This is a genomic window from Streptomyces sp. NPDC002306, assembly GCF_053593435.1.
Genome location: NZ_JBSFCK010000002.1, coordinates 605,936 through 626,087 on the forward strand (window position 1 = coordinate 605,936; position 20,152 = coordinate 626,087).

Genomic DNA, 20,152 nt, shown 5'->3' on the forward strand with positions numbered 1-20,152 from the left:
TCAGCGCAACCGTTACCACCGCGTAGGCAATGTCGCCCGGGAGGACGCCGTGCTGAGCACGATGCAGGACGTACCGCTGCTGATCTCGAGGATCCTGAACCACGGGTCGACGATCCACGGCGCATCACAGGTGACCACCTGGACCGGCGACGGCGAGCCCGAGCGTCGCTCCTACGCCGAGATCGGCGCCCGCGCGGCCCAGTTGGCACACGCCCTGCGCGACGACCTCGCCGTCGCGGACGACGACCGTGTGGCCACGCTCATGTGGAACAACGCGGACCATGTCGAGGCGTACTTCGCGATCCCCTCCATGGGCGCGGTCCTGCACACCCTCAACCTCCGTCTGCCCGCTGAGCAGTTGGTGTGGATCGTGAACCACGCGGCCGACAAGGTCGTGATCGCCAACGGTTCGCTGCTCCCGCTGCTGGCCCCGCTGCTGCCGCACCTGGGGACGATCGAGCACATCGTCGTCTCGGGACCGGGCGACCGCTCGCTGCTCGCGGGCGCGACGTCCGTCCAGGTGCACGAGTACGAGGACCTGATCGCCGGGAAGCCGACCACGTACGACTGGCCGGAGCTGGACGAACGCCGGGCGGCCGCCATGTGTTACACCTCTGGCACCACGGGCGACCCCAAGGGCGTGGTGTACAGCCACCGTTCGATCTACCTGCACTCGATGCAGGTCAACATGGCCCAGTCCATGGGGCTGACCGACCAGGACACCTCGCTGGTCGTGGTCCCGCAGTTCCACGTCAACGCCTGGGGCCTGCCGCACGCGACCTTCATGACGGGGGTGAACCTGCTGATGCCCGACCGGTTCCTCCAGCCCGCGCCGCTCGCCGAGATGATCGAGTCCGAGCGTCCCACGCACGCGGCCGCCGTCCCCACCATCTGGCAGGGCCTGCTCGGCGAGCTGACCGCCAAACCCCGTGACGTCGGTTCGCTCACCCAGGTCACCATCGGCGGCTCGGCGTGCCCGCCCTCCCTCATGGAGGCCTTCGACAAGCTGGGCATGCGGGTCTGCCACGCCTGGGGCATGACCGAGACGTCGCCGCTCGGCACGATCGCCCGTCCGCCGGCCCACGCGGTCGGTACGGCGGAGGAGTTCGCCTACCGGCTCACCCAGGGCCGGTTCCCGGCCGGGGTCGAGGCCCGCCTGAGCGGTCCGGGCGGCGAACGTCTGCCCTGGGACGGCGAGTCCGCGGGCGAGCTGGAGGTGCGCGGCCCCTGGATCGCCGGCGCCTACTACAACGGCCCCGACGCCGAACCGCTGCGCCCAGACGACAAGTTCAGCGCGGACGGCTGGCTGAAGACGGGCGACGTGGGCACCATCAGCGCGGACGGCTTCCTGACCCTGACCGACCGGGCCAAGGACGTCATCAAGTCCGGCGGCGAGTGGATCTCCTCCGTCGACCTGGAGAACGCCCTGATGTCCCACCCGGACATCACCGAGGCCGCCGTCGTCGCCGTCCCGGACGACAGGTGGGGCGAGCGTCCGCTGGCCACCGTGGTGCTGCGGGAGGGCTCCACCGCCGACTTCGACGCGCTGCGCGGCTTCCTCGCCGACGAGGCCGGGATCGCCAGGTGGCAGCTGCCCGAGCGGTGGACGATCATCGGGTCGGTGCCGAAGACCAGCGTCGGCAAGTTCGACAAGAAGGTGCTGCGCAGGCAGTACGCGGCCGGAGAACTGGACGTCACCAAGCTCTGACCGCGACTGACCGCCGACTGTCGACCGCCGGCTGCTGACCACCGGCCGGCTCCGACCGGCACCCACGGGCGCTGACCGCGCCCGACCGGCACCGACCGCGCCACCGAGACCGTCCACACCTGACCGCCCCCGATCGCGTCCGACCGGCCTCGACCGGCTCCGGTCGACTCCGATCGGGGGCACGGGACGTAGCAACGGCAGGCGCCCGCCTCACCGCCGTACGGCTTCGACGTCGAAGCCGACGTCGGCGTCAGCTCACGCTCGTACGCCTGCCGGGCGTCCGGGACGGGTCCTAGTTGGTGCCGATGCGCGAGAGCAGGTCCACGATCCGGTCCTGCACCTCGGTGCTGGTGGACCGCTCCGCGAGGAACAGCACCGTCTCACCGGAGGCGAGGCGCGGCAGGTCGGCCGGGCCGACGGCGGCGGTGTAGACGACCAGCGGCGTGCGGTTGAGCTGTCCGTTCGCGCGCAGCCAGTCCACGATCCCGGCCTGCCGCCGGTGCACCTGGAGCAGGTCCATCACCACCAGGTTCGGCCGGAACTGCCCCGCCAGCGCCACCGCGTCACCGTCGCTCGCCGCTCGCGCGACCTGCATCCCGCGCCGCTCCAGCGTCGAGGTCAGCGCCAGCGCGATCTCCGCGTGCTCCTCGATCAGCAGGACACGCGGCGGATGCTGCTCACTGTCACGCGGCGCGAGCGCCTTCAGCAGTACGGCGGGATCGGCGCCGTACGCCGCCTCGCGCGTGGCCTGTCCGAGCCCCGCCGTGACCAGCACCGGCACCTCGGCGGCGACGGCGGCCTGGCGCAGCGACTGGAGCGCGGTGCGCGTGATCGGCCCGGTCAGCGGATCGACGAACAGCGCGGCGGGGAACGCGGCGATCTGCGCGTTCACCTCCTCGCGCGAGTGCACGATCACGGGCCGGTAGCCGCGGGCGCTCAGCGCCTGCTGGGTGGCGACGTCCGGAGCCGGCCAGACCAGCAGCCGGCGCGGGTTGTCCAGCGGTTCCGGCGGCAGCTCGTCGTCCATCGGCTGTGGCCGCGGCATGTCCGCGACCTCCACCGCTCCGCCCGGACCGTCCAGCGGCTCGGGACCCTCGGCGGCGTTCTCGTCCGGTGCTCCTATGGCGTACGACCGTCCGGCGCCCTCGGTGGTCGGCACCAGCCGGGACTGCCCGGCGAGCGACGGCTGCGCGACGGCGGGCTGCGCCGCGGGCGCCTTGGCCGCGGCCGGCTGAGGCGCGGCGGACTGGGGCGCGGCCGTCCGGGGCGCCGGGGCCTGCTCGGCCGAGGGATGCGACCGGGCCGCAGGCTCCGGGCGCGTGGCCGGGTCGGGCGGGGTGCCCAGCTTGCGCCGCCGGCCGGAGGCCGCCGCACCGTGCGGGGGCGGAGTGGCGCCCGCCGACGGCTGCTGCACCTGAGCGGCCTGCCGTGTGAACGGCACGCCCTGCCCGAGCGTCCGCACGCTGATGGCACGCCCCTGCGTCGAGTTCGGGTCGACCGGCGCGGGCGCCGACGTCTGCGCCGCCTCGGCGGGCAGCGGCTGTGCCGCCCGCGGCTGCGCGGGCGCGCTCTCCGGCGGCAGCGGGGTGCCGGTCGCCGGGGTCGCGGCGGGCTGCTGGGCGACCGGGGCGGGGGCCGGGAGCTGGAGCTGGGGCGCGAGGGTGCCGTTCGGCGGCGCGGACACGACGGTCCCGGCGTCGGGAGTGGCGTCGTCGCCGCTGGGCCATGGCTGCGGGGCCGGGATGCCGACGCCCGGGGCTCGCTGACCGGGCGGCGCCTCCGCGGGAAGCGGCTGCGCAGCGGCGGGCCGGGCCGGCACCGGCTGCCGGCCCTGGGGCAGCTGTGCCGGAATCGCGGTATCCGGCGCCTCGACGGCTTCGCCCGACTGGCCGACCGCTCGTCGGCGGCGGCCGGTCGGCGCGTTCGTGGGATGCGGCTGCGGCGGGGTGTGATCGTCGGACTGGTCGTGGGGCACGGCGTCGTGCCGCCCATGGTCGACCATTCCGGCACCGGCCTGTGCCGGAACCGGCACCGGTACAGAAGGGGACGCGAGCACGGGCGCCTGAGCCGGGACGGCCTGCTGCTCTCCCGCGGCGTCGGGCGAGCGGTCCGCCTCGGCCGGCGGGAGGGCGAAGACCGTACGCGGGGCGGCCTCCTGCGCGGCGGCGCGTTCCGTCGCGGCGGCCAGAGCACGCCGACGGCGCCCGGTCGGCTCCGAGTCGTCGGAGGCCAGGTCGTCCGCGTCGGCGGGCTGGCCCGGGGCCGACGCCACGGGCAGGGCGGGCGGCAACGCGTGCTGTTCGTCGGCGTCGCGCCGGGCGCGCCGTCCGGTGGGCGCGGGCACACCCTGCGGCGGAACCGTCCCGCCCAGACCCGTACCGGCGGCCGCGGTCCCCGCCGAGTTCTCCCCGGCCATGACGACGGCACCCTCGGCGGCCTCCGGGCCCGCACCCGCGGCCGCGATCTCGGCCGGCCGGCCGCGTCGGCGCCCGGTGCCGCCGGAGACGTCACCGGGGTCGGCGGCCGCGACCGCCGCTTCCTCGGCGGCCGCCCGCCTGCGGCGCCGTCCGGTCGGCGACGCGCCCTCCGCCTCACCGCCCCCGGACTCGCCCGGGACCTCACTCTCCAGGAAGGCGTCCACGGAGGACCGACGGGCCCGCCGCCCCCGTCCGCCGCCCGGTCCCTGCCCGGCCTCGTCCTCCGAGGAGCCGGCCTCCAGGGCGAGGTCCTGCCCGGGGCCCGGACCCTGTCCGAGCTCCAGCGCCTGAGAGGGCACGGCTGCCATCGCCCCGGCCCCGCCGCCGAGCGGCACCTCGAGGACGTACGCGCTGCCGCTCATCCCGGGCACCTCGTGCGTCTGGAGCACACCGCCGTGGGCGCGCACGATCCCGCGCACGATCGGCTCGTGCACCGGGTCACCCCCGGCGTACGGCCCGCGCACCTCGATCCGTACGACCTCGCCGCGCTGTGCCGCCGCCACGACGACCGTGTTGTCCATGTAACCGCCCGCCGACACGGGCGCGTTGCCGGTGGCGTCGACACCGGCGACGTCCGCGACCAGATGCGCGAGCGCGGTCGCGAGGAGCCGCGCGTCGACCTCGGCCTCGATGGGCGGCGCGTGCACGGCGAACTGCACACGGCCGGGCCCGATCAGGTCGACGGCCCCGTCGACACCGGCGGCGACGACGGCGTCGAGCATGACGTTCGCGCGGTTGACGGTGTCGGTCCCGGCGTCGAGCAGCTGGAAGCCGAGGACGTTGTCGATCAGGGTGGTGATCCGCGAGTAGCCCGCCGACAGGTGGTGGAGCACCTGGTTGGCCTCGGGCCACAGCTGCCCGGCGTCGTCCGCGGCGAGTGCGGCCAGCTCGCGGCGCAGCTCGTCCAGGGGCCCGCGCAGCGACTGTCCCAGCAGCGTGAGCAGCTGATCGTGCCGCGCGGCGAGGGCCTCGTACCGGTCCTTCTCCCGCTCGCCGAGCGCGGCGTAGCGCTCCTCGCCGGCCGCGAGCTCCTCCTCGTGCTGCTCGCGCAGCTCCTCCAGCTCGGCGACGTGCTTCTGGCGCAGGGCGGTGAGATCGGAGGCGTGGTCCTCGGAGAGCCGCTCCAGCTCGTCCGCGTGCAGCTTGTCGGCGGTCTGCTTCTCCTCGGCGAGGCTGTCGAACTGCCGCCGGTCGTTGAAGGTCATCACGGCGCCGACGAGCTGATCGCCGTCGCGCACCGGCGCGGTGGTCAGGTCGACCGAGACCTTGTCGCCCTTCTTGGACCACAGCACCTGCCCCCGCACCCGGTGCTTGCGCCCGGAGCGCAGCGTGTCGGCGAGCGCCGACTCCTCGTACGGGAAGGACGAGCCGTCGGCACGCGAGTGGAGCACGAGGTCGTGCAGTTCCTTGCCGCCGAGGTCGCTGGCGCGGTAGCCCAGGATCTGGGCGGCGGCCGGGTTGACGAGCACGATCCGCCCGTCGGTGTCGGTCCCGACGACACCCTCGGACGCGGCCCGCAGGATCATCTCGGTCTGCCGCTGCGAACGGGCCAGCTCGGCCTCGGTGTCGACGGTGCCGGACAGATCGCGTACGACGAGCATCAGCAGCTCGTCGCCGGTGTAGCCGTAACCGTCGTAGGCCTGCTGTCCGTTCTCGAGGTTGGCGCTGGTGACCTCGACCGGGAACTCGACCCCGTCCGTCCGCCGGGCGATCATGCGAGTGGGCTTGGTCCGTCCGACCGGGTCCATGTGGTCGGGGCGTCGCATCGAGCCCGGGATCAGCTTGGAGTCGAACTGCGGCAGCAGATCGAGCAGCCCTCGCCCGACCAGGGCGGTGCCCGGCGACTCGAACGCCTCCAGGGCGATGGTGTTGGCGTTGACGACCGTGCCGTTGGCGTTGACCAGCACCAACGCATCGGGCAGCGCGTCCAGTATGGCTGCGAGGCGAGCAGCGCCTCGGGATGGCCTGCTGCTCACGAGACGCTTCCTCCCTGTTACCGCACCTTGCCGACCGCTCGGGCCATCTTGCCAACCTGCCCGCGACGTGTCACGCGAGGGAGTCTAAGGGCTCAGGTCGCGCTCGCGGCGCCGGATGAGAGGGAGCTCGCACGACGAATTGCGACAGAACGTGTGACCGGCTCCTCCGGCTTCGCGGTACCTTCGCGGGACGTTTACGAGACCGTTGTCTCCACCAGGGCACTCCCGCACGTGACCGCGCCCGCCCACCCCCCTCGGACTCGGCGGCCACTTTCTTCTTCCTCACCGGCCGACAGACCCCGGCCGCCCCGGGGCCGCCGGTGCGTCGCGCCCGCGCCGGACGCCCGACCGGTCGCTACCCGTCCAGGTCGGGCAGGAGCGGCACGAACCGGTCCCAGCGGGCGATCCGGCACCCGTCACTCCGGTCGAACGTCGCGTCGACGGGTCGCCCGGCCCACGTCCCGGTGACATGCGCGGTGGCCGGGCCGCCGTACTGCAGGGTGCAGATGCTGTTCTCGGGCACGGGCGCGAAGGTCTCTTCGCCCCACCGCGTGTTGCGGTCCACCGCCTGGCAGGCTCCTTCCACGTCCGGGTGGCTGCCCCCGCCGGGGTGGCAGTACAGCTCGTACGTCCCGTCCGCCGCACCCGCCTGCTGCACGGTGACGGTGAGGTGGTCGGACTGGGCGAGGGGATCGGTGCCCGGCGCCCGGTCCTCGTCCCGGACGGGCGGTGGCATGGCGGGGCGGTCGGCCCCGCCCGTTTCCGGGGCGACCCCCGCGTACGCGGCCGTGGACGCGGCGGACAGCGAGGTGACCGCGGCGAAGGACGCGGCGGCGGTGACGGCGAACCGGCGGAGACGGCCGGCGCTGACGTGGGGCGTGAGCTGCGACATGACCTGACTAACGCGACGCGCCCCGGTACGTTGCGCGCGCCCGCCGCACCGGCACGTAAGGCTTTGCCCTACGGCCCGAGTGCCTAGTACCGTAGAGGCCGATTGGTGACAGCGCGCTCGACTGTGTCATCATCTGCACGCACCACTCGCGCTCGCGTGAGCGGTTGTGCTGGAGGCGTCGCCTAGTCCGGTCTATGGCGCCGCACTGCTAATGCGGTTTGGGACGCAAATCCCATCGAGGGTTCAAATCCCTCCGCCTCCGCGCGATCAACGAAGCCCCGGTCCACCCGACCGGGGCTTCGCTGTTCCCCGCCGTCTCCCGAAACCGTCAGAAACGGCGTTTTCGCAGGTCACAAGGGGTGCGGCTAACGGATTTCACATGTCGGCGGCAGTCATGTAATGTTCTTCCTGTCGCCGCGAGCGGGCCGGAAGGGCCGGGAGCGAAGGCAAAACAACAGAACACAAGCACTCGTAGCTTAACGGATAGAGCATCTGACTACGGATCAGAAGGTTGCAGGTTCGAATCCTGCCGAGTGCACAGCAAGCCAGAGGCCCAGTGGAGTGATCCACTGGGCCTCTGGCTTTTGCGTTGACGGCAGCGGTTGACGGCGACGGTTCGGGAGTGGGACGGGGATGCGCAATTGATCTTGGCATGCTCCTGACCCGCCTGGGAGGATCCCTGCTCATGGACACCAGGGGTGGGGATTTCTCACGGCAGGACATGGACCGCAGCAGGGCAGTGGAGTTCACCTACCAGCTGACGGCCGAGGACTTCGAGGAGGCGCTCCGTGCGCGGGCCCGTCGGTCACCGGCGGGCCGGGCCCAGGTGCTCATGGCGCCGATGGTCGCGATCGTTGCCGTGTGCGTCTTCTCGACCCTCCACGATGCTTCGGTGCCGGTGTGGATCGTCACGCTGGTGCTCTCCGTGGCAGCCACGTCCTGGGGGGCTGTACGGGGGCTGCGCACCATGGCGCGCCGGATGTTCAGCGTCGTGGAGTCGTACGGGCGGTGCCGCATGGTGGCCGACGACCGCGGCGCGGTCAGCACGGGTGAGCGGGTCTCCTTCACCGTGGACTGGACGGTGTTCCGGGAGTACCTGGAGACGCCCGGGCTCTTCGTGCTGTTGGGCGGTGACCGCGCGGCCGGAGTCGCGGTACTGCCCAAGAGGGGTGCCCAGGACCCGGCCGACGTGGACCGGCTCCGGGCGATCCTGGACCGGAACCTGAAACGGCTTTAGCCGGCTACAGGGCCACCGTCCGTACCGTCACCCCTGTTCGGGTCGCTGCCGCCACCTCGTAAAGCATCCCCGACGCGATCGAACGCCGAGCGCTGCGAGTCGAGTCGGACGAAGGTGTAGACGTCCATGGTCACCCGGATCGAACTGTGACCGAGAGCTTTCATGATCATGTGAGTGCCGGCGCCTCGTTCGTGGAGGAGGGACGCGCACGTGTGGCGCAGGTCGTGGAAGCGGACTTTGCGGACGCCGGCGCGATGCACGGCGTCTCGAAGGAGCGGTTCAAGTTGCGCGGCTCGATGGGGGTTCCGTTCCTGGTGGTGAAGACGAGACCTCGGCCCGCTCCCTTCTGGTCGGCGATCTGCTGGGCACGCGGAGCGCGGTCACGCACTCGGCCGGAAGGGCCACGCGACGAGCCGAGCGCTGTGTCTTCGGCGCGACGATCAGCAGCTCGCCCCCGACCCGCTGTAGGGCCTGCCGGACGGTGAGGACGCCTTCGTGGAGATCCACGTCCGACCAGCGAAGCCCGAGCAGCTCACCGCGGCGCGGACCGATACGCACCGCCGGCTCGTACGCGGCTCACAGCCGGTTGTCCCGCGCCGCAGCCAGCAGCTGACACCCCTCCCGGACCGTGAGCGGTTCGATCTCACGCTTCGTTCCCATGCCCAGCTCCACGTTCCGGGCCACGTTGTGCGGCAGCTCGTCCTCACGCGCGGCGTGTTGGAGAGCCGCACGCGTGGTCACCAGCAGAAAGCGCACGGTCCGGTCAGACGGGAGCTTCTGGCGGCACTTGCCGAGGACGCGGCAGCGCCGCTTGTGCTCCGGTCGCTTCTTGCCCTTGCCCTTGCCCTGGGCGCAGCACTGGCAGGTGACGGTCGTCTTCGCCAGGAAGGACCGGATGTCGCGGGCGGTGAGCCGGACCAAATTCTTCCGACGGAACTCCGAGGTGACGTAGTTGCGTACGAGGGACTCGTAGTTGACGTAGGTCGTCCGGCGGACCTCGCCCTTGGCGACGTCGGCCGGCCAGTACGGCCGTCCGCGAGGTGACGGAGGAAACGGGCCTGGACGTGGAGATCACCGGCCTCGTGGGCACGTACACCGACCCTCGCCACGTCATGGCCTACTCGCACGGTGAGGTGCGCCGGCAGTGTTCAATGTCTGCTTCACCGCTCGCGTGGTCGGCGGTCGGCTCGCGATCTCGGACGAGTCCACGGAGCTGCGGTTCGTCCAGCCGGAGGAGATCGGTCAACTGCCGATGCACCACACGCGGCGGCTTCGGATCCGTCACTTCCTGGAGCACCGTGAGCGGCCCTGTCTCGGCTGACGGATCAGAAGGTCGCAGGTCCGAATCCTGCCGAGTCGACGTCAGCGGTTGACATGAATGCGGCCTGAAGCGGCGATCACTCCGCCTCCTCCTTCGTGATCAATTCTGCCTCCCGGACAGCGTTTCGAGGACGGGTCCGTTCCGGAGGAAGAGGCGAGGACGGTCATCCGGAGACGGGACGGGTCCTACTCCTCGGCCGAGGAGTAGGCTGGAAAGACCGAGGATATTTCGCGCACCGGCTGCCACGCTCGTGTCGTTTTCGGCGATCGAATAGGCCGGGCCGACCGCGGTCGGCCCGGGGCAGGGTTCGCGTCATGACTGCGACCAGTACCTTCTCGCCGACACTCGAAGACCGGACGTCGTCGTCCGCACCCGATTCCTCCGCACTGCGTCTGTCGCTGGCTCCCGTCGGCGCAGCGCCGGCTCTCCTCGATGGCGCCTGGTGGCCCTACTCGCGCGATCTGATGACGGAGCTTCCCCCTCTGACGGCCCGACTGGATCCGTTGTGGGGGCGGATCACCCGGGTCACGGTGAATCCCACTTACTGGCCGGTCGTCCCGCGCAAGGTGCCCGTCGCCGGGCATGTCGTGAACGTGGGTTGGTTCCTGTCCGAGCAGGATCCGCACGAACTGCTGCTGCTCTCCTACAGCGTGGGCCGGTGGAACCTATTGGTGGTTCCGCCGCGGACGGATCCCGTCCCGGCCGCCTGGCTGATGGCCGCCGCGAGCGATCCGCTGGGTACGTCGACCGCGAGCCGGCTGATGGAGGAGGCGGCGCGTCTGCGGACGGTGTCCGAGACCGACCGGGGAGTAGAAGCGGTGTGGGACTCCGAAGGCGGACACGCGGCCTACGATCCGGCCGCACGGCCACGGATCCCAACGGTCATGGCCGCAGGTGGAACCCGAGGTGCTGGATCCGCCGGGGCCCCGATCGGGCGGGTGTTGATGTGAGGCTCATGGCGACAACCGGTTCTGGGGCCTGTTCCTCATCCACCTCCTGAACTCGCGGTCACTGCGACCGCATTGCCGTCGCAGTTACCGCGACCCGCATTGCCGCGATGACCATCACGGCTGCTTCCTCAGGATCCCCATCAGGTTTCTGGCGGGACGCCGGCAGGGAGCCGATCGAACCGAGGAGCTATGCCCCTTCCGTAACTGAACGTCTACCGGCACGACCGAGACACCCGAGCGCTGATCACCCTCGCGGGAGAGATCGACCTGGCCACGGCACCGCAGGTGAGCGCGGCGCTGGCCGAGTGCCTGAGCGACGGCATCCGTAGTATCGATGTCGACCTCACGGCGGTCACCTTCTGCGACGTCAGCGGACTCAACGCCTTCCGCGCGGCATTCCGGCTGGTCACGGGTGCCGGTACGTCCCTGCGACTGCACCACCCGTCGCGGACCATGGCCCACATCATCGAGATCACCGGCTCAGGCTTCCTGCTTCACCCGGTGCTCACCGGTCGCGTTCATCCGGAACTCACCGTTCGCGCACGACCGTCCCGTGTGGTCGCCGCATGTGGTGCGCGGTGACGGCCCCGCAACGGCGTGAGCAGCCGCCGTACGGTGAAGGAAGCACACCGTCGGCCGTGCACGCGTTACGCCTGCGCTGGCTGAACCGCTGGCAGGCCGAGACGCTCAAGGAGGATCTGGCCGATCTGTACGTGGAGTCCTCCCGGGCGCGGCCCGGCGAGGAGTACCGGGGCCGGGAGGCGTTTCTACGGCGGCTGACCGGCGACATCCGGCGGCCGGGCTTCGCGCTGCTGATCGCGGAGAACACGGCCTTCGCCGGGTGTGCCTACGGATTTCCGGTACGGCGCGAGGGGACGTGGTGGCAGGGGTTCGACGGTCCCCTGCCGCGGAGCGTCGAACAGCTCACCGCCTCCGGACACGTCTTCGCGATCACCGAGACCCTGCTGCACCCCCACACGGACGACCAAGACCTCGCCCGCCGACTTCAGCGAAGCCTGCTTGCCGACCACCACGCCTCGCTCGGGGCGACGTTGGTGGATGAAGCCGACTCGGCGGTCTGCGACGCCTTCCTGTCGTGGGGCTGGCAGGACATCGGGACGGTCCACCGCCCGTCGGACCGTCCAGGTCTCCGGCCTCTCCAGCCGCCGGAGGAGTTGGTGCTGCGGGCCCTGGTGCTTCCGCTCGGACCGGGGCCTCGCACGGATACCCACCCCGACGGGCTGGCTCACGAGAACCGCACCCAACGACCCGACTGACGAATGCCAGTTGTGCGGTGCCTGGCGGGGAAAATGCGGTTTCCGACCATCGGAATCTGTTCATTCGAGGGAAAACTCGGTCGCCGGAGGCAAATTAAATTATTTCCGTAGCACTGTGCTCCGGTCGAATGGACTGTTCTCTTCCCCGCCCCCGTCAAGTCGATGCGGGGATATTTCTGCGTAATATGCGGCGGCAGCAACACGTTAAGGCTTCCCGGGTGATCGGTAGGGCCCGGTACGCCACGGCCCCCCACAGGAATGACCTTCGATGAAGCTGAAGATCCCCCAAGCCGCTCACCGCCGCACTTTGTCCGGCGTGCTCACGTCGGCCCTCGCCGCAACAGTTTCCGCTGCGATGGTTTTCCTGACGCCGTCCGCGGCGTCGGCGATCGCCTTGCCCGTGCCTCTGGGCACAGCCGCCAGCTACTCCGTTCTGGCGGGTCAGGGAGTGACCAACACCGGAAACTCGGTGCTCGGCCACGACCTCGGGACGCACCCGAACCCGGCGATCAGCGGATTCCCGCCCGGCTTGGTGCAGGGTGCCGTGCACGCGGCGGACGCCGCGGCCCTCCAGGCCAAGTCCGACCTGCTCGTGGCGTACAACAACGCCGCCGGCCAAGCCATGGACTTCGCGCTTCCGGCGGGAATCGGCGGGGGGCCGGCGCTGCTTCCCGGCGTCTACCACGCCACGGCCGGTGTCGGCATCACCGGCGACCTGATCCTGGACGGCCAGGGCAGTTCGGACGCGGTCTGGGTGTTCCAGATTCCTGAGTCCCTGACGACGGCGACCTCCAGTCGGATTCTCCTCACGAACGGCGCTTCGGCGTGCAACGTGTACTGGCAGATCGGCGAGGATGCGTCGCTCGGCGTCACCACGAGCTTCGTGGGCACCCTCATGGCCGAGAACTCGATCACCGTGAACCAGGGAACGAACGTCGAGGGCCGGTTGCTGGCCGAGGTAGGTTCTGTGACCCTCAACAACAACCGGATCTTCCTTAGCGGATGCGCGTCCTCCACCACTGGTGGAACGACGACGGGAACCACCACCGGTACGACGACCGGCACGACCGCCGGCACGACGACCGGTGGCGGACTCCTCGGTGGCGGCCTCGTCAGCGGCGGCCTGGTCACCGGTGGCCTCCTGGGCGGACCCCTCGTCACGACCGGCGGCACCTCGGGTAACACGGCCGGTAACACCGCCGGCAACACCGCGGGCAACACGGCCGGGAACACCAGCGGCGGGAACACCGAGGGCAACACCGCAGGGAACACCACCGGCGGCCCTGGTGGCGGGCACGGCGGCCCTGGTGGCGGGCACGGCCATGGGCCGGGCGGCTACGACCACGGCGGCGACGGAAAGCCGGGCCACGGCGGCAAGGTCGACGTCGAGCAGTACGCCCATCCCGGCAAGCCGGACCACGACGAGCAGTCCGACGAGGACTTCGGCTACGACTCGGTGCCCAAGGGCTACGAGGGCTACGACCACGCCAAGAGCTACGAGGGCTAGGCAGCGCACCGCGCTCAGTCCGCTCACCGGATGACGGCGCGCGGCGGGACTCTCATCGAGTCCGCCGCGCGCCGTCGGTGGCAGTCAGCGCGAAACGCAGCGCGAGCAGCTGAAATGAGAAAGACAGGATGCGCGGTGTCGAGCGGAATTGACTCAGCGGATGTGAAAGAAGTCCAGCACTCCGAATCAGGGCCGGTCGTGCAGGAAGGTCCTGACGCCACGGCCGCGCCGCCCAGATTGCCGAAAAGCGCCCGTGCGCTGAGAGCCGGGCTGCGTGCCACCGTTGTCCTGTGCCTGGTGGCGAGTGTCGTTCATGTGGTTCTGGTATTTCTTCACGTGGCGCCGACGAACACCCTGTCCAAGCGATTCAGCCCGCAGATCAATGCGTGGGTGTTCCCCTTTTTCGAACAGAATTGGCGGCTTTTCGCCCCGGATCCCGAATCCGTCAACCGGCAGATTCTGGTGAGAACCGCACACACCGAACGCGACGGATCGGTTCGGGTGAGTCCCTGGTTCGACCTGACCGCCGTGGACAGTTCCGCAGTCGAGCATCAGGTGTTCCCGAGCCACACGGCGCAGAACATGTTGCGCCGTGCCTGGGCCAGTTACGTCGACTCGCACGGAGGAGACGACAAGTCGCGCACGGAGCGGGCCCTGATGATGCAGAAGTACCTCAGCAACATCGCCGCGGACCGCGTCGCCGCACGCAAGGGCGGCACCTTCGACTTCATTCAGCTCCGCGTAGTCGCACTACCCGTCGCCGCGCCCGGCGCCGCGGTCGGCGATCGCCCGCCGACACCGGTCGAGAACCGGCTCCTGCCCTGGTGGAAGGTGACCCGCCATGCGAAGTGAGGCGCAGAAAACCGCGGCCGCCGGCGCCGAGAGGTGGCTCGCCGAGCGGATCACCGCCGGGTGGCGCCTCCTGACCGGCCGTCCGGTCTCCCTGTACGCCGCGTCAGTGCTGCGCATCGGCTACGGACTGCTCTACCTGATCTTTCTGCTGCGCGAGTTCCCGCACCGTGCCGAGATCTGGGGCCCCGACGCACCGTGGACTCCCGCCTTGGCACACCAGCTCTTCGAGCAGACCGGGTGGAAGAGCATCCTGACCCTGTCCGACAACCGCGGCTACTTCGAGCTCTGCTACGTGCTCGCCCTCGTCACGTCAGCGCTGTTCACGCTGGGCTGGCGGACCCGAGTCACCTCCGTCCTCTTCGCTGTCGTGGTGACCTCGTTCCATGCCCGCGCGATCTTCATGACGGACGGGGGCGACAACCTGATTCTGCTGATGGCCATCTACCTCGTCCTCACCGCGTGCGGTCGGCGTTGGTCCCTGGACGCGCGCAGAGCCCGGCTCAGGGCGGTTCGTGCGGGCAACGCGCCGGAACCTGCGGGGAACCAGTTCGCGCGGGAGCTCCGCGATGCCCGCACGACCCTGATCACGGTGGTGCACAACTGCGGCATGTTCGTCATCGCGGCGCAGGTCTGTTTTCTCTATGGATCAGCAGGTCTGTACAAGGTCCAGGGCGCCTCCTGGGGCGGTGGCACCGCTCTTCACTACGCCCTGAACCTCCAACTGTTCCGACCCTGGCCCGCGCTCTCCCACTTCGTGGACGAGTACACGCTTCTGGTCGCGATCGCGGGCTATATGACCGTGCTCCTCCAGGTCGCCTTCCCGTTCGTGCTCTTCGGCAGGCTCAAGTACCCCGTTCTCGTCATGCTGCTCGGCATGCATATCGGCATCGCGGTGCTCCTGGGGCTTCCTCTCTTCTCCGGCGCGATGATCGTCGCGGACGCCGCGTTCCTGCCCGACCGCCTCTACGCCTTCCTGCCTCGCCTCTGCCGACGCGCTGTGCAGCGGGGGAACGGCCGCCTCTCTGCACCCGGACGGGCGGCGGGATCCGGAACCGTACCTACGCAGGGCGGACCCGGTGCACTCGGCTCGCAGCATCGAGTCGTTCTTCCGGCAGGCCGCAAGGACACCACGCTCGCCGCCGGGTCCGCGGCCCCTCAGGTCCCCCCGAAGAGCGGTTGAGGCAGAGACGGGTGCTGGGCTGGGGCGGGCGGTGTGGTGCCGTCTCCGTAACTCAGATCTGACGGCGCTCCTGACGGCAACGACGGCACACAGCCGAACTCGATCACCAACCTGGGCGATCAGAATCACGGGCCGTCAGGATCGGGCGCGGCCCGCCGCCCGATCCTACGGATCAGAAGGTTGCGGGTGGCGAATCCTGCCGAGTGCACACAGGTCAAAGGCCCCATTGGTTCGCCCGATGGGGCCTTTGACATCAACGGCTGACATCAACGGCTGACATCAACGGCTGACATCAACGGCTACGTAGGCCGGGCGCATGACGCCATCAAGGCGTCCGACTGCACGATCTCCTCATTGGGGTCATGGCCCAACGCGTCGTCCATCCGATCCGCAGCCGCAGGCAGCGGTGCCGGGCGCCGTCCTTCCTACCGTCCGACCGTGAGTGCCCATCGAACGGGCGACGGGGCGGTTACGTAGACCGTTCCTCGGCCGCGGGCAGTCTTCAGGTGCAGCTCGTTGTAGGCACTGCTGACCTCTCCCGCGTCGCATTCCAGGGGGAAGCCGAGGCCGATGGGTTTCACGGAGACGGTCAGCGTGCCCCGCCCCTGGCAGTTCACGGAAAGGGAGAGCGTCCCGGCCTTGATCCCGCCGGGGATGTCGATCTCCCGATTTCCCCGAGCGTTCGCGACTCGGGCCACAGCCTGTCCGTCCACGGGATCCGGGGCTTCGGTCACGGTCTCCCCGGGAATGTGCTCAGATCGCCCGGAAGCCGCCTTGCTCGCCGACGCCGACGCCGACGCAGCCGAAGTGGGGCTCTTGTGCGCCGTCGGGCCGTCGTTGCCCGGACTGCTGGTGCAACCGGTGAGGACGACCGCCGCAGCCACGCCGGCTACCGCGACGAACCTCAGCTTTCCCAGCGGCGTCCCGTCAGAGGCGATCGCGGGACCCGTAAACGCTGTGCGCGGTAAGAGCGACGTCGAGGCGAGACGGGCGGTACGCCGTACAGCTGTATCCACGAAAGGCCCATCCGGTGGGACCGCCCTCTTGGCGGTTCGGATGGAGGAACCGTATGTCAGGGACATGGTGGCGGCTGGGACTCCGCTCATCTTCTGAGGTGGAGTTGAGGATTCCTTCGGCGCCACCGGCACGTACCGAGGCGGGCACGGCGGCTTACGTGATCATGCGGGCGTCAGGGCTTCGATCCCTGGTGGTCGGCCCGTAGTGGTGTCTCCGTCCGGCTTCGGGATCCGTGGCCGTGGCGTGGCGGTCTTCGGCTGACCGGGGAAGTCCGCTCATCTGTCCGGGTGACTGTCCGTGAGGCGCGCGCCCCCCGCTCGTATGCCGTGGGTGAACGTATGCCTGTCACACGATGAGGCCGGCGGCCGGTCACCGCGACCGGGCGCCCGCCCTTGGGCGGCGCCGGGCTGGCGTCGGAGGAGAAGGGACACCGGATGCGCGTACTGCGCGCCTTCGCGGGGAGTGCCATCGCGGCGCTCCTCCTGCTGATCGGCATCTCACCGGCCACGGCCGCCGACGGCCCCCGTGCGGGGTACGGAGCCCACTGCCCCACCGAGAACCGCAGCCGCGGGAACAACTCCGCGCCGACGACGGAACTCGATCGCTACTACCTCGACGACTGGCGGCTGGGACCGAAGCCGCGGCCTCAGGCGGGGGCCCTCGGCGCGATGCTGAAGGGCTACCACCGCGCGGGCGGCACATCCGCCTACTGGTTCCTCGGGTGTTACTGGCAGACGGATCCCAAGTCGGGCAAGTCGGGCTGGTGGTACCCCGACAACAACGGCTTCGTGCTGAAGGACGGCAAGCCGGTACAGCACTCCGAGACGCTGCGCGAGGGCCAGTTGCTCGACCTCTTCGGCAGCGGTTTCGGCAACTTCCTCGCCCCCGCGGGCACGCCGTACGCCAAGCGCGCGATCCCGCCGAGCAACCTCGACACCTACGTCACGGCCTTTCCGTACAGCTACCACCTGTACCGGGTCGTCGAGCCGTTCACCGTCCAGGCCGGCCCGATCAGGCCCTGGTTCGGCCAGCCCGGCCTCGGCCTCCAGTACGTGACGGACACGCCGATCCCCGCGCTCGTCAGCTCGCACAAGCTGGAAGAAGTGAATGTAACCTGACGAAACCCTCCTTGGCGTGGCCTTGGACCTACCTGGTCGGGGGCCCTCTGAGGCAGGTGAGGGGACGGACCTGATGGACAGCGCGGAGCTCGTCGGAAGACTGCGCGAGGCGGGCGTTCCTGATGCCTTCTATGACATCCCCGGCGCCCACGACGTGTCCGTCCAACCGGCGGACGCCTCCTACTTTCTGCGCCCTGAAGCCGACGGCTGGACCGTGGGGGTGCGCCAGCGTTCCGAGGACAGCGTCATCCGGCGTTTCGCCACCGAGGCCGAGGCCTGCGCGTACCTCTACGACGCGCTCATCCGTTCGCTCTCGCGCCCTTCGGGGCCGGCGCAGTCGCTGGACGATCTCCTCGCGGACGCCGGGGAGATCCAGCGGCAGGCGTGGGCCGATTTCCATCGTCACGATGGGGCGGCCGGCGAGGGCTGAGCCGGGAGCCGTCCTACGTCCGGCGTCACGCCGGGTGCGTAGGAAAGTGGTGAGCTCTCGGTGGTGGGCGGACGGGTGTTTCACGTGAAACGCCTGGTTATGGCGTCGGCCGGGGCGTTGTCAGTGGCGGCCTCTACGCTCGACGGTGATGGCACAGGCATGGAAGTGCTCGGGACTGCGGTGGTCGGCGGACGGTCCCGTGCTGATGTGGGACGGCGGGCGGGGCAGCGCGCTGTCGTGGGGGAAACAGGTGGCCTTCGGGGTCGCCGACGGGGCCGTGCGGACCTGCGTCGGGGCGCGCGGGAATCCGTGTGCGCTGCGGGCGGGGGTGTCCGGCCGGAGCACGGGAGCGCGGTGCGAGGAGTGTGCGCGGCTGGACCGGGCGCACTCCGTGGCCGCCGACACCCTCGCCGATGATCCCCGGCCGTACCGCGTGTATCTGGCGTGGTTCGGGCCCGGCATGGTCAAGGTCGGGATCACGAGGCTCGAACGGGGGTCGGCGCGGCTGCTGGAGCAGGGCGCCGTCTGTTTCAGCTGGCTCGGTGCCGGGCCGTTGATGGCGGCGCGGCGGGCCGAGGAGTTGCTGCGGGCCGCGCTCCGGGTGCCCGACCGGATTCCGTACGCCGCCAAGCGCGCGGTGCGGTCCGCGCTGCCCGCTACGGGGGACGAGCGGGCGGCCGAGATCGCGGCGCTGCACGCGCGGGCGGTGGCGCTCGACGCGTGGCCCGAGTCGCTGATCCGTCAGCCCTTCCAGCCCGTGGATCACGTCGGGGTGTTCGGGCTCGCCGGACTGCCGGACCCCTTCGGCGAGGTCAGGGAGCTGGTCGCCGGGGGTGTGGTGCGGGGGGAGTTGGTCGCCGCGGCCGGCCCCGATCTGCATCTGGCGAGCGGGGGCGGCGACGGGGTGGTCGTGGTGCTCGACACGCGGCTGATGACCGGGTGGGAGCTCGTACCGGCTGGTCCACCGGTCCCGGCTGGTCCACCGGTCCCGGCTGGTCCACCGGTCCCGGGTGGTCCCCCGATCCCGGGCCGTCCGTCGGTCCGGAGCGGTCCCCAAATCCCGGCGGAGGGGCACGCCGTACGGGGGATCGGCGTTCCCGTAAGGGAGTTCACTCGGGAGCCGGATGTTCAGGAGGGACTTTTCTGACGGACCGGGCGGCCGGTGAAGCGGGCCGGGACGCCCGCTCCCGCCCCGGGCCCCGCTCGGCAACTCCCGTACTGGGATGCTGCCTTACCCTCCGCCCACACCGACCAGGGGCGTGCGACACGGGCTTCGCGGCAAGCGCTCGCTACGCGGGCGGATCCGCTCGGCACCGCCAGGGACCGTTGCCTGGCAAGGAATTGCCCAGGACTTCCCTGAGAGGCTCCTGTGAGTTTCTTAGGGAAATCACAGATTAGTGAAAGCGTGCTCTCAGAGGGCCCCGACATGGTGTCCACCATGACCACGACCTCGCCCCAGGGGCGCACCGAACTGCTGAGGCCGGACGGGAGCCCCGTCCGCGTGCTGGTGGTGGACGACGAGTTGTCGATCACCGAACTGCTGTCCATGGCCCTTCGTTATGAGGGATGGCAGATCCGCAGCGCGGGTGACGGGACGGGGGCGATCCAGACCGCTCGCGAGTTCCGGCCCGACGCTGTCGTCCTGGACATGATGCTGCCCGACATGGACGGGCTGACCGTCCTGGGCCGGCTGCGCCGCGAACTGCCCGATGTGCCGGTGCTCTTCCTGACCGCCAAGGACGCGGTGGAGGACCGGATCGCCGGGCTCACCGCCGGCGGCGACGACTACGTCACCAAGCCGTTCAGCCTCGAAGAGGTCGTGGCGCGGCTGCGTGGACTGATCCGCCGCGCCGGCGCGGCCGACCGGCGTTCCGAGTCGGTGCTCGTCGTCGGCGACCTCACCCTCGACGAGGACAGCCACGAGGTGTCCCGGGCCGGGGACGGCATCCACCTGACCGCCACCGAGTTCGAACTGCTGCGCTTCCTCATGCGCAACCCCCGGCGGGTGCTCAGCAAGGCGCAGATCCTGGACCGTGTGTGGTCGTACGACTTCGGCGGTCAGGCCAACGTGGTCGAGCTGTACATCTCGTACCTGCGGCGCAAGATCGACGCCGGCCGGGAGCCGATGATCCACACCCGGCGCGGGGCCGGTTACCTCATCAAGCCGGCCGGCTGAGGCCGGGAGCCCGGCGGCGCCGTCGGGCTTCGTA

18 protein-coding genes, 2 tRNA genes and 1 pseudogene are annotated in these 20,152 nt (G+C 70.4%); 16 read left to right on the forward strand and 5 right to left on the reverse strand.

The window, feature by feature from the left end; genetic code table 11:
- Positions 1–61: 61 nt before the first annotated feature.
- Complete coding sequence (locus tag ACWCQK_RS07100; RefSeq protein WP_451152985.1) at positions 62–1,708, forward strand: long-chain fatty acid--CoA ligase; 1,647 nt, start codon at positions 62–64, stop codon at positions 1,706–1,708.
- A gap of 292 nt (positions 1,709–2,000) precedes the next feature.
- Here the strand turns inward: ACWCQK_RS07100 and ACWCQK_RS07105 are convergent, their stop codons facing one another.
- Positions 2,001–6,161, reverse strand: coding sequence for a PAS domain-containing protein (locus ACWCQK_RS07105; RefSeq protein WP_451152752.1), 4,161 nt, complete (start codon positions 6,159–6,161; stop codon positions 2,001–2,003).
- A 355-nt stretch (positions 6,162–6,516) separates the two neighbouring features.
- A complete protein-coding gene (locus ACWCQK_RS07110; protein WP_451152754.1) occupies positions 6,517–7,053 on the reverse strand; it encodes an SSI family serine proteinase inhibitor in 537 nt (178 codons plus the stop codon).
- Positions 7,054–7,224: 171 nt separating this feature from the next.
- Between ACWCQK_RS07110 and ACWCQK_RS07115 the strand changes: the two genes are divergently transcribed.
- From ACWCQK_RS07115 to ACWCQK_RS07125, 3 genes are all read left to right on the forward strand, one after another.
- Positions 7,225–7,315, forward strand: a tRNA-Ser gene (locus ACWCQK_RS07115).
- A gap of 203 nt (positions 7,316–7,518) precedes the next feature.
- A tRNA-Arg gene (locus tag ACWCQK_RS07120) sits at positions 7,519–7,591 on the forward strand.
- A gap of 147 nt (positions 7,592–7,738) precedes the next feature.
- Positions 7,739–8,290, forward strand: a complete 552-nt coding sequence (locus ACWCQK_RS07125) for a YcxB family protein (RefSeq protein ID WP_451152756.1) — start codon at positions 7,739–7,741, stop codon at positions 8,288–8,290.
- Here ACWCQK_RS07125 and ACWCQK_RS07130 read toward each other — a convergent pair.
- Both ACWCQK_RS07130 and ACWCQK_RS07135 read right to left on the reverse strand, forming a co-directional pair.
- Positions 8,287–8,550: a tyrosine-type recombinase/integrase gene (locus ACWCQK_RS07130; protein WP_451152758.1), complete on the reverse strand. Its 264-nt coding sequence runs from the start codon at positions 8,548–8,550 to the stop codon at positions 8,287–8,289. The genes ACWCQK_RS07125 and ACWCQK_RS07130 overlap by 4 nt on opposite strands.
- Positions 8,551–8,866: 316 nt before the next feature.
- Positions 8,867–9,211, reverse strand: a complete 345-nt coding sequence (locus ACWCQK_RS07135) for a hypothetical protein (RefSeq protein WP_451152760.1) — start codon at positions 9,209–9,211, stop codon at positions 8,867–8,869.
- A 104-nt stretch (positions 9,212–9,315) separates the two neighbouring features.
- Here ACWCQK_RS07135 and ACWCQK_RS07140 point away from each other — a divergent pair.
- The 7 genes and pseudogenes from ACWCQK_RS07140 to ACWCQK_RS07170 form a co-directional block, all read left to right on the forward strand.
- Positions 9,316–9,611, forward strand: a pseudogene (locus ACWCQK_RS07140) (NUDIX domain-containing protein); the annotation flags it as partial.
- A 314-nt stretch (positions 9,612–9,925) separates the two neighbouring features.
- Positions 9,926–10,561 carry a DUF5994 family protein gene (locus tag ACWCQK_RS07145; protein ID WP_451152762.1) on the forward strand — a complete coding sequence of 212 codons (636 nt, stop codon included), beginning with the start codon at positions 9,926–9,928 and terminating at the stop codon, positions 10,559–10,561.
- Between the two features lie 204 nt (positions 10,562–10,765).
- Complete coding sequence (locus ACWCQK_RS07150; protein ID WP_451152987.1) at positions 10,766–11,143, forward strand: STAS domain-containing protein; 378 nt, start codon at positions 10,766–10,768, stop codon at positions 11,141–11,143.
- Positions 11,144–11,199: 56 nt separating this feature from the next.
- Positions 11,200–11,838: a hypothetical protein gene (locus ACWCQK_RS07155; RefSeq protein WP_451152764.1), complete on the forward strand. Its 639-nt coding sequence runs from the start codon at positions 11,200–11,202 to the stop codon at positions 11,836–11,838.
- Positions 11,839–12,193: 355 nt separating this feature from the next.
- Positions 12,194–13,345, forward strand: coding sequence for an ice-binding family protein (locus ACWCQK_RS07160; protein WP_451152766.1), 1,152 nt, complete (start codon positions 12,194–12,196; stop codon positions 13,343–13,345).
- A gap of 114 nt (positions 13,346–13,459) precedes the next feature.
- On the forward strand, positions 13,460–14,197 hold the full coding sequence (locus tag ACWCQK_RS07165) for a DUF5819 family protein (RefSeq protein ID WP_451152768.1): 738 nt from the start codon (positions 13,460–13,462) through the stop codon (positions 14,195–14,197).
- Positions 14,187–15,377 (forward strand): HTTM domain-containing protein, encoded by a 1,191-nt coding sequence (locus ACWCQK_RS07170; protein ID WP_451152770.1) that lies wholly within the window; start codon positions 14,187–14,189, stop codon positions 15,375–15,377. Before ACWCQK_RS07165 ends, ACWCQK_RS07170 begins: the two co-directional genes overlap by 11 nt.
- Positions 15,378–15,802: 425 nt before the next feature.
- Here the strand turns inward: ACWCQK_RS07170 and ACWCQK_RS07175 are convergent, their stop codons facing one another.
- Positions 15,803–16,111 carry a hypothetical protein gene (locus ACWCQK_RS07175; RefSeq protein WP_451152772.1) on the reverse strand — a complete coding sequence of 103 codons (309 nt, stop codon included), beginning with the start codon at positions 16,109–16,111 and terminating at the stop codon, positions 15,803–15,805.
- 40 nt (positions 16,112–16,151) lie between these two features.
- Here ACWCQK_RS07175 and ACWCQK_RS07180 point away from each other — a divergent pair, with 40 nt between their 5' ends.
- The 5 genes from ACWCQK_RS07180 (at position 16,152) to ACWCQK_RS07200 (ending at position 20,118) form a co-directional block, all read left to right on the forward strand.
- The gene (locus tag ACWCQK_RS07180) at positions 16,152–16,490 is read left to right on the forward strand and encodes a hypothetical protein (RefSeq protein WP_451152774.1); all 339 of its coding nucleotides are present in this window, start codon (positions 16,152–16,154) and stop codon (positions 16,488–16,490) included.
- 338 nt (positions 16,491–16,828) lie between these two features.
- Entirely contained in the window at positions 16,829–17,512 is a 684-nt protein-coding gene (locus ACWCQK_RS07185) for a TNT domain-containing protein (RefSeq protein ID WP_451152776.1), read from the forward strand.
- A 73-nt stretch (positions 17,513–17,585) separates the two neighbouring features.
- Positions 17,586–17,942 carry a hypothetical protein gene (locus ACWCQK_RS07190; protein WP_451152778.1) on the forward strand — a complete coding sequence of 119 codons (357 nt, stop codon included), beginning with the start codon at positions 17,586–17,588 and terminating at the stop codon, positions 17,940–17,942.
- A gap of 148 nt (positions 17,943–18,090) precedes the next feature.
- A complete protein-coding gene (locus ACWCQK_RS07195; protein WP_451152780.1) occupies positions 18,091–19,089 on the forward strand; it encodes a DUF2797 domain-containing protein in 999 nt (332 codons plus the stop codon).
- 291 nt (positions 19,090–19,380) lie between these two features.
- The gene (locus ACWCQK_RS07200; RefSeq protein WP_451152782.1) at positions 19,381–20,118 is read left to right on the forward strand and encodes a response regulator transcription factor; all 738 of its coding nucleotides are present in this window, start codon (positions 19,381–19,383) and stop codon (positions 20,116–20,118) included.
- Positions 20,119–20,152 lie beyond the last annotated feature (34 nt).

Coding starts and splice junctions, on each gene's coding strand:
- ACWCQK_RS07195 (WP_451152780.1), top strand. CDS start 18,091: ATGGCACAGGCATGGAAGTGCTCGGGACTGCGGTGGTCGGCGGACGGT.
- ACWCQK_RS07160 (WP_451152766.1), top strand. CDS start 12,194: ATGGTTTTCCTGACGCCGTCCGCGGCGTCGGCGATCGCCTTGCCCGTG.
- ACWCQK_RS07100 (WP_451152985.1), top strand. CDS start 62: ATGCAGGACGTACCGCTGCTGATCTCGAGGATCCTGAACCACGGGTCG.
- ACWCQK_RS07165 (WP_451152768.1), top strand. CDS start 13,460: ATGAGAAAGACAGGATGCGCGGTGTCGAGCGGAATTGACTCAGCGGAT.
- ACWCQK_RS07185 (WP_451152776.1), top strand. CDS start 16,829: ATGCGCGTACTGCGCGCCTTCGCGGGGAGTGCCATCGCGGCGCTCCTC.
- ACWCQK_RS07145 (WP_451152762.1), top strand. CDS start 9,926: ATGACTGCGACCAGTACCTTCTCGCCGACACTCGAAGACCGGACGTCG.
- ACWCQK_RS07125 (WP_451152756.1), top strand. CDS start 7,739: ATGGACACCAGGGGTGGGGATTTCTCACGGCAGGACATGGACCGCAGC.
- ACWCQK_RS07170 (WP_451152770.1), top strand. CDS start 14,187: ATGCGAAGTGAGGCGCAGAAAACCGCGGCCGCCGGCGCCGAGAGGTGG.
- ACWCQK_RS07200 (WP_451152782.1), top strand. CDS start 19,381: ATGACCACGACCTCGCCCCAGGGGCGCACCGAACTGCTGAGGCCGGAC.
- ACWCQK_RS07190 (WP_451152778.1), top strand. CDS start 17,586: ATGGACAGCGCGGAGCTCGTCGGAAGACTGCGCGAGGCGGGCGTTCCT.
- ACWCQK_RS07110 (WP_451152754.1), bottom strand. CDS start 7,053: ATGTCGCAGCTCACGCCCCACGTCAGCGCCGGCCGTCTCCGCCGGTTC.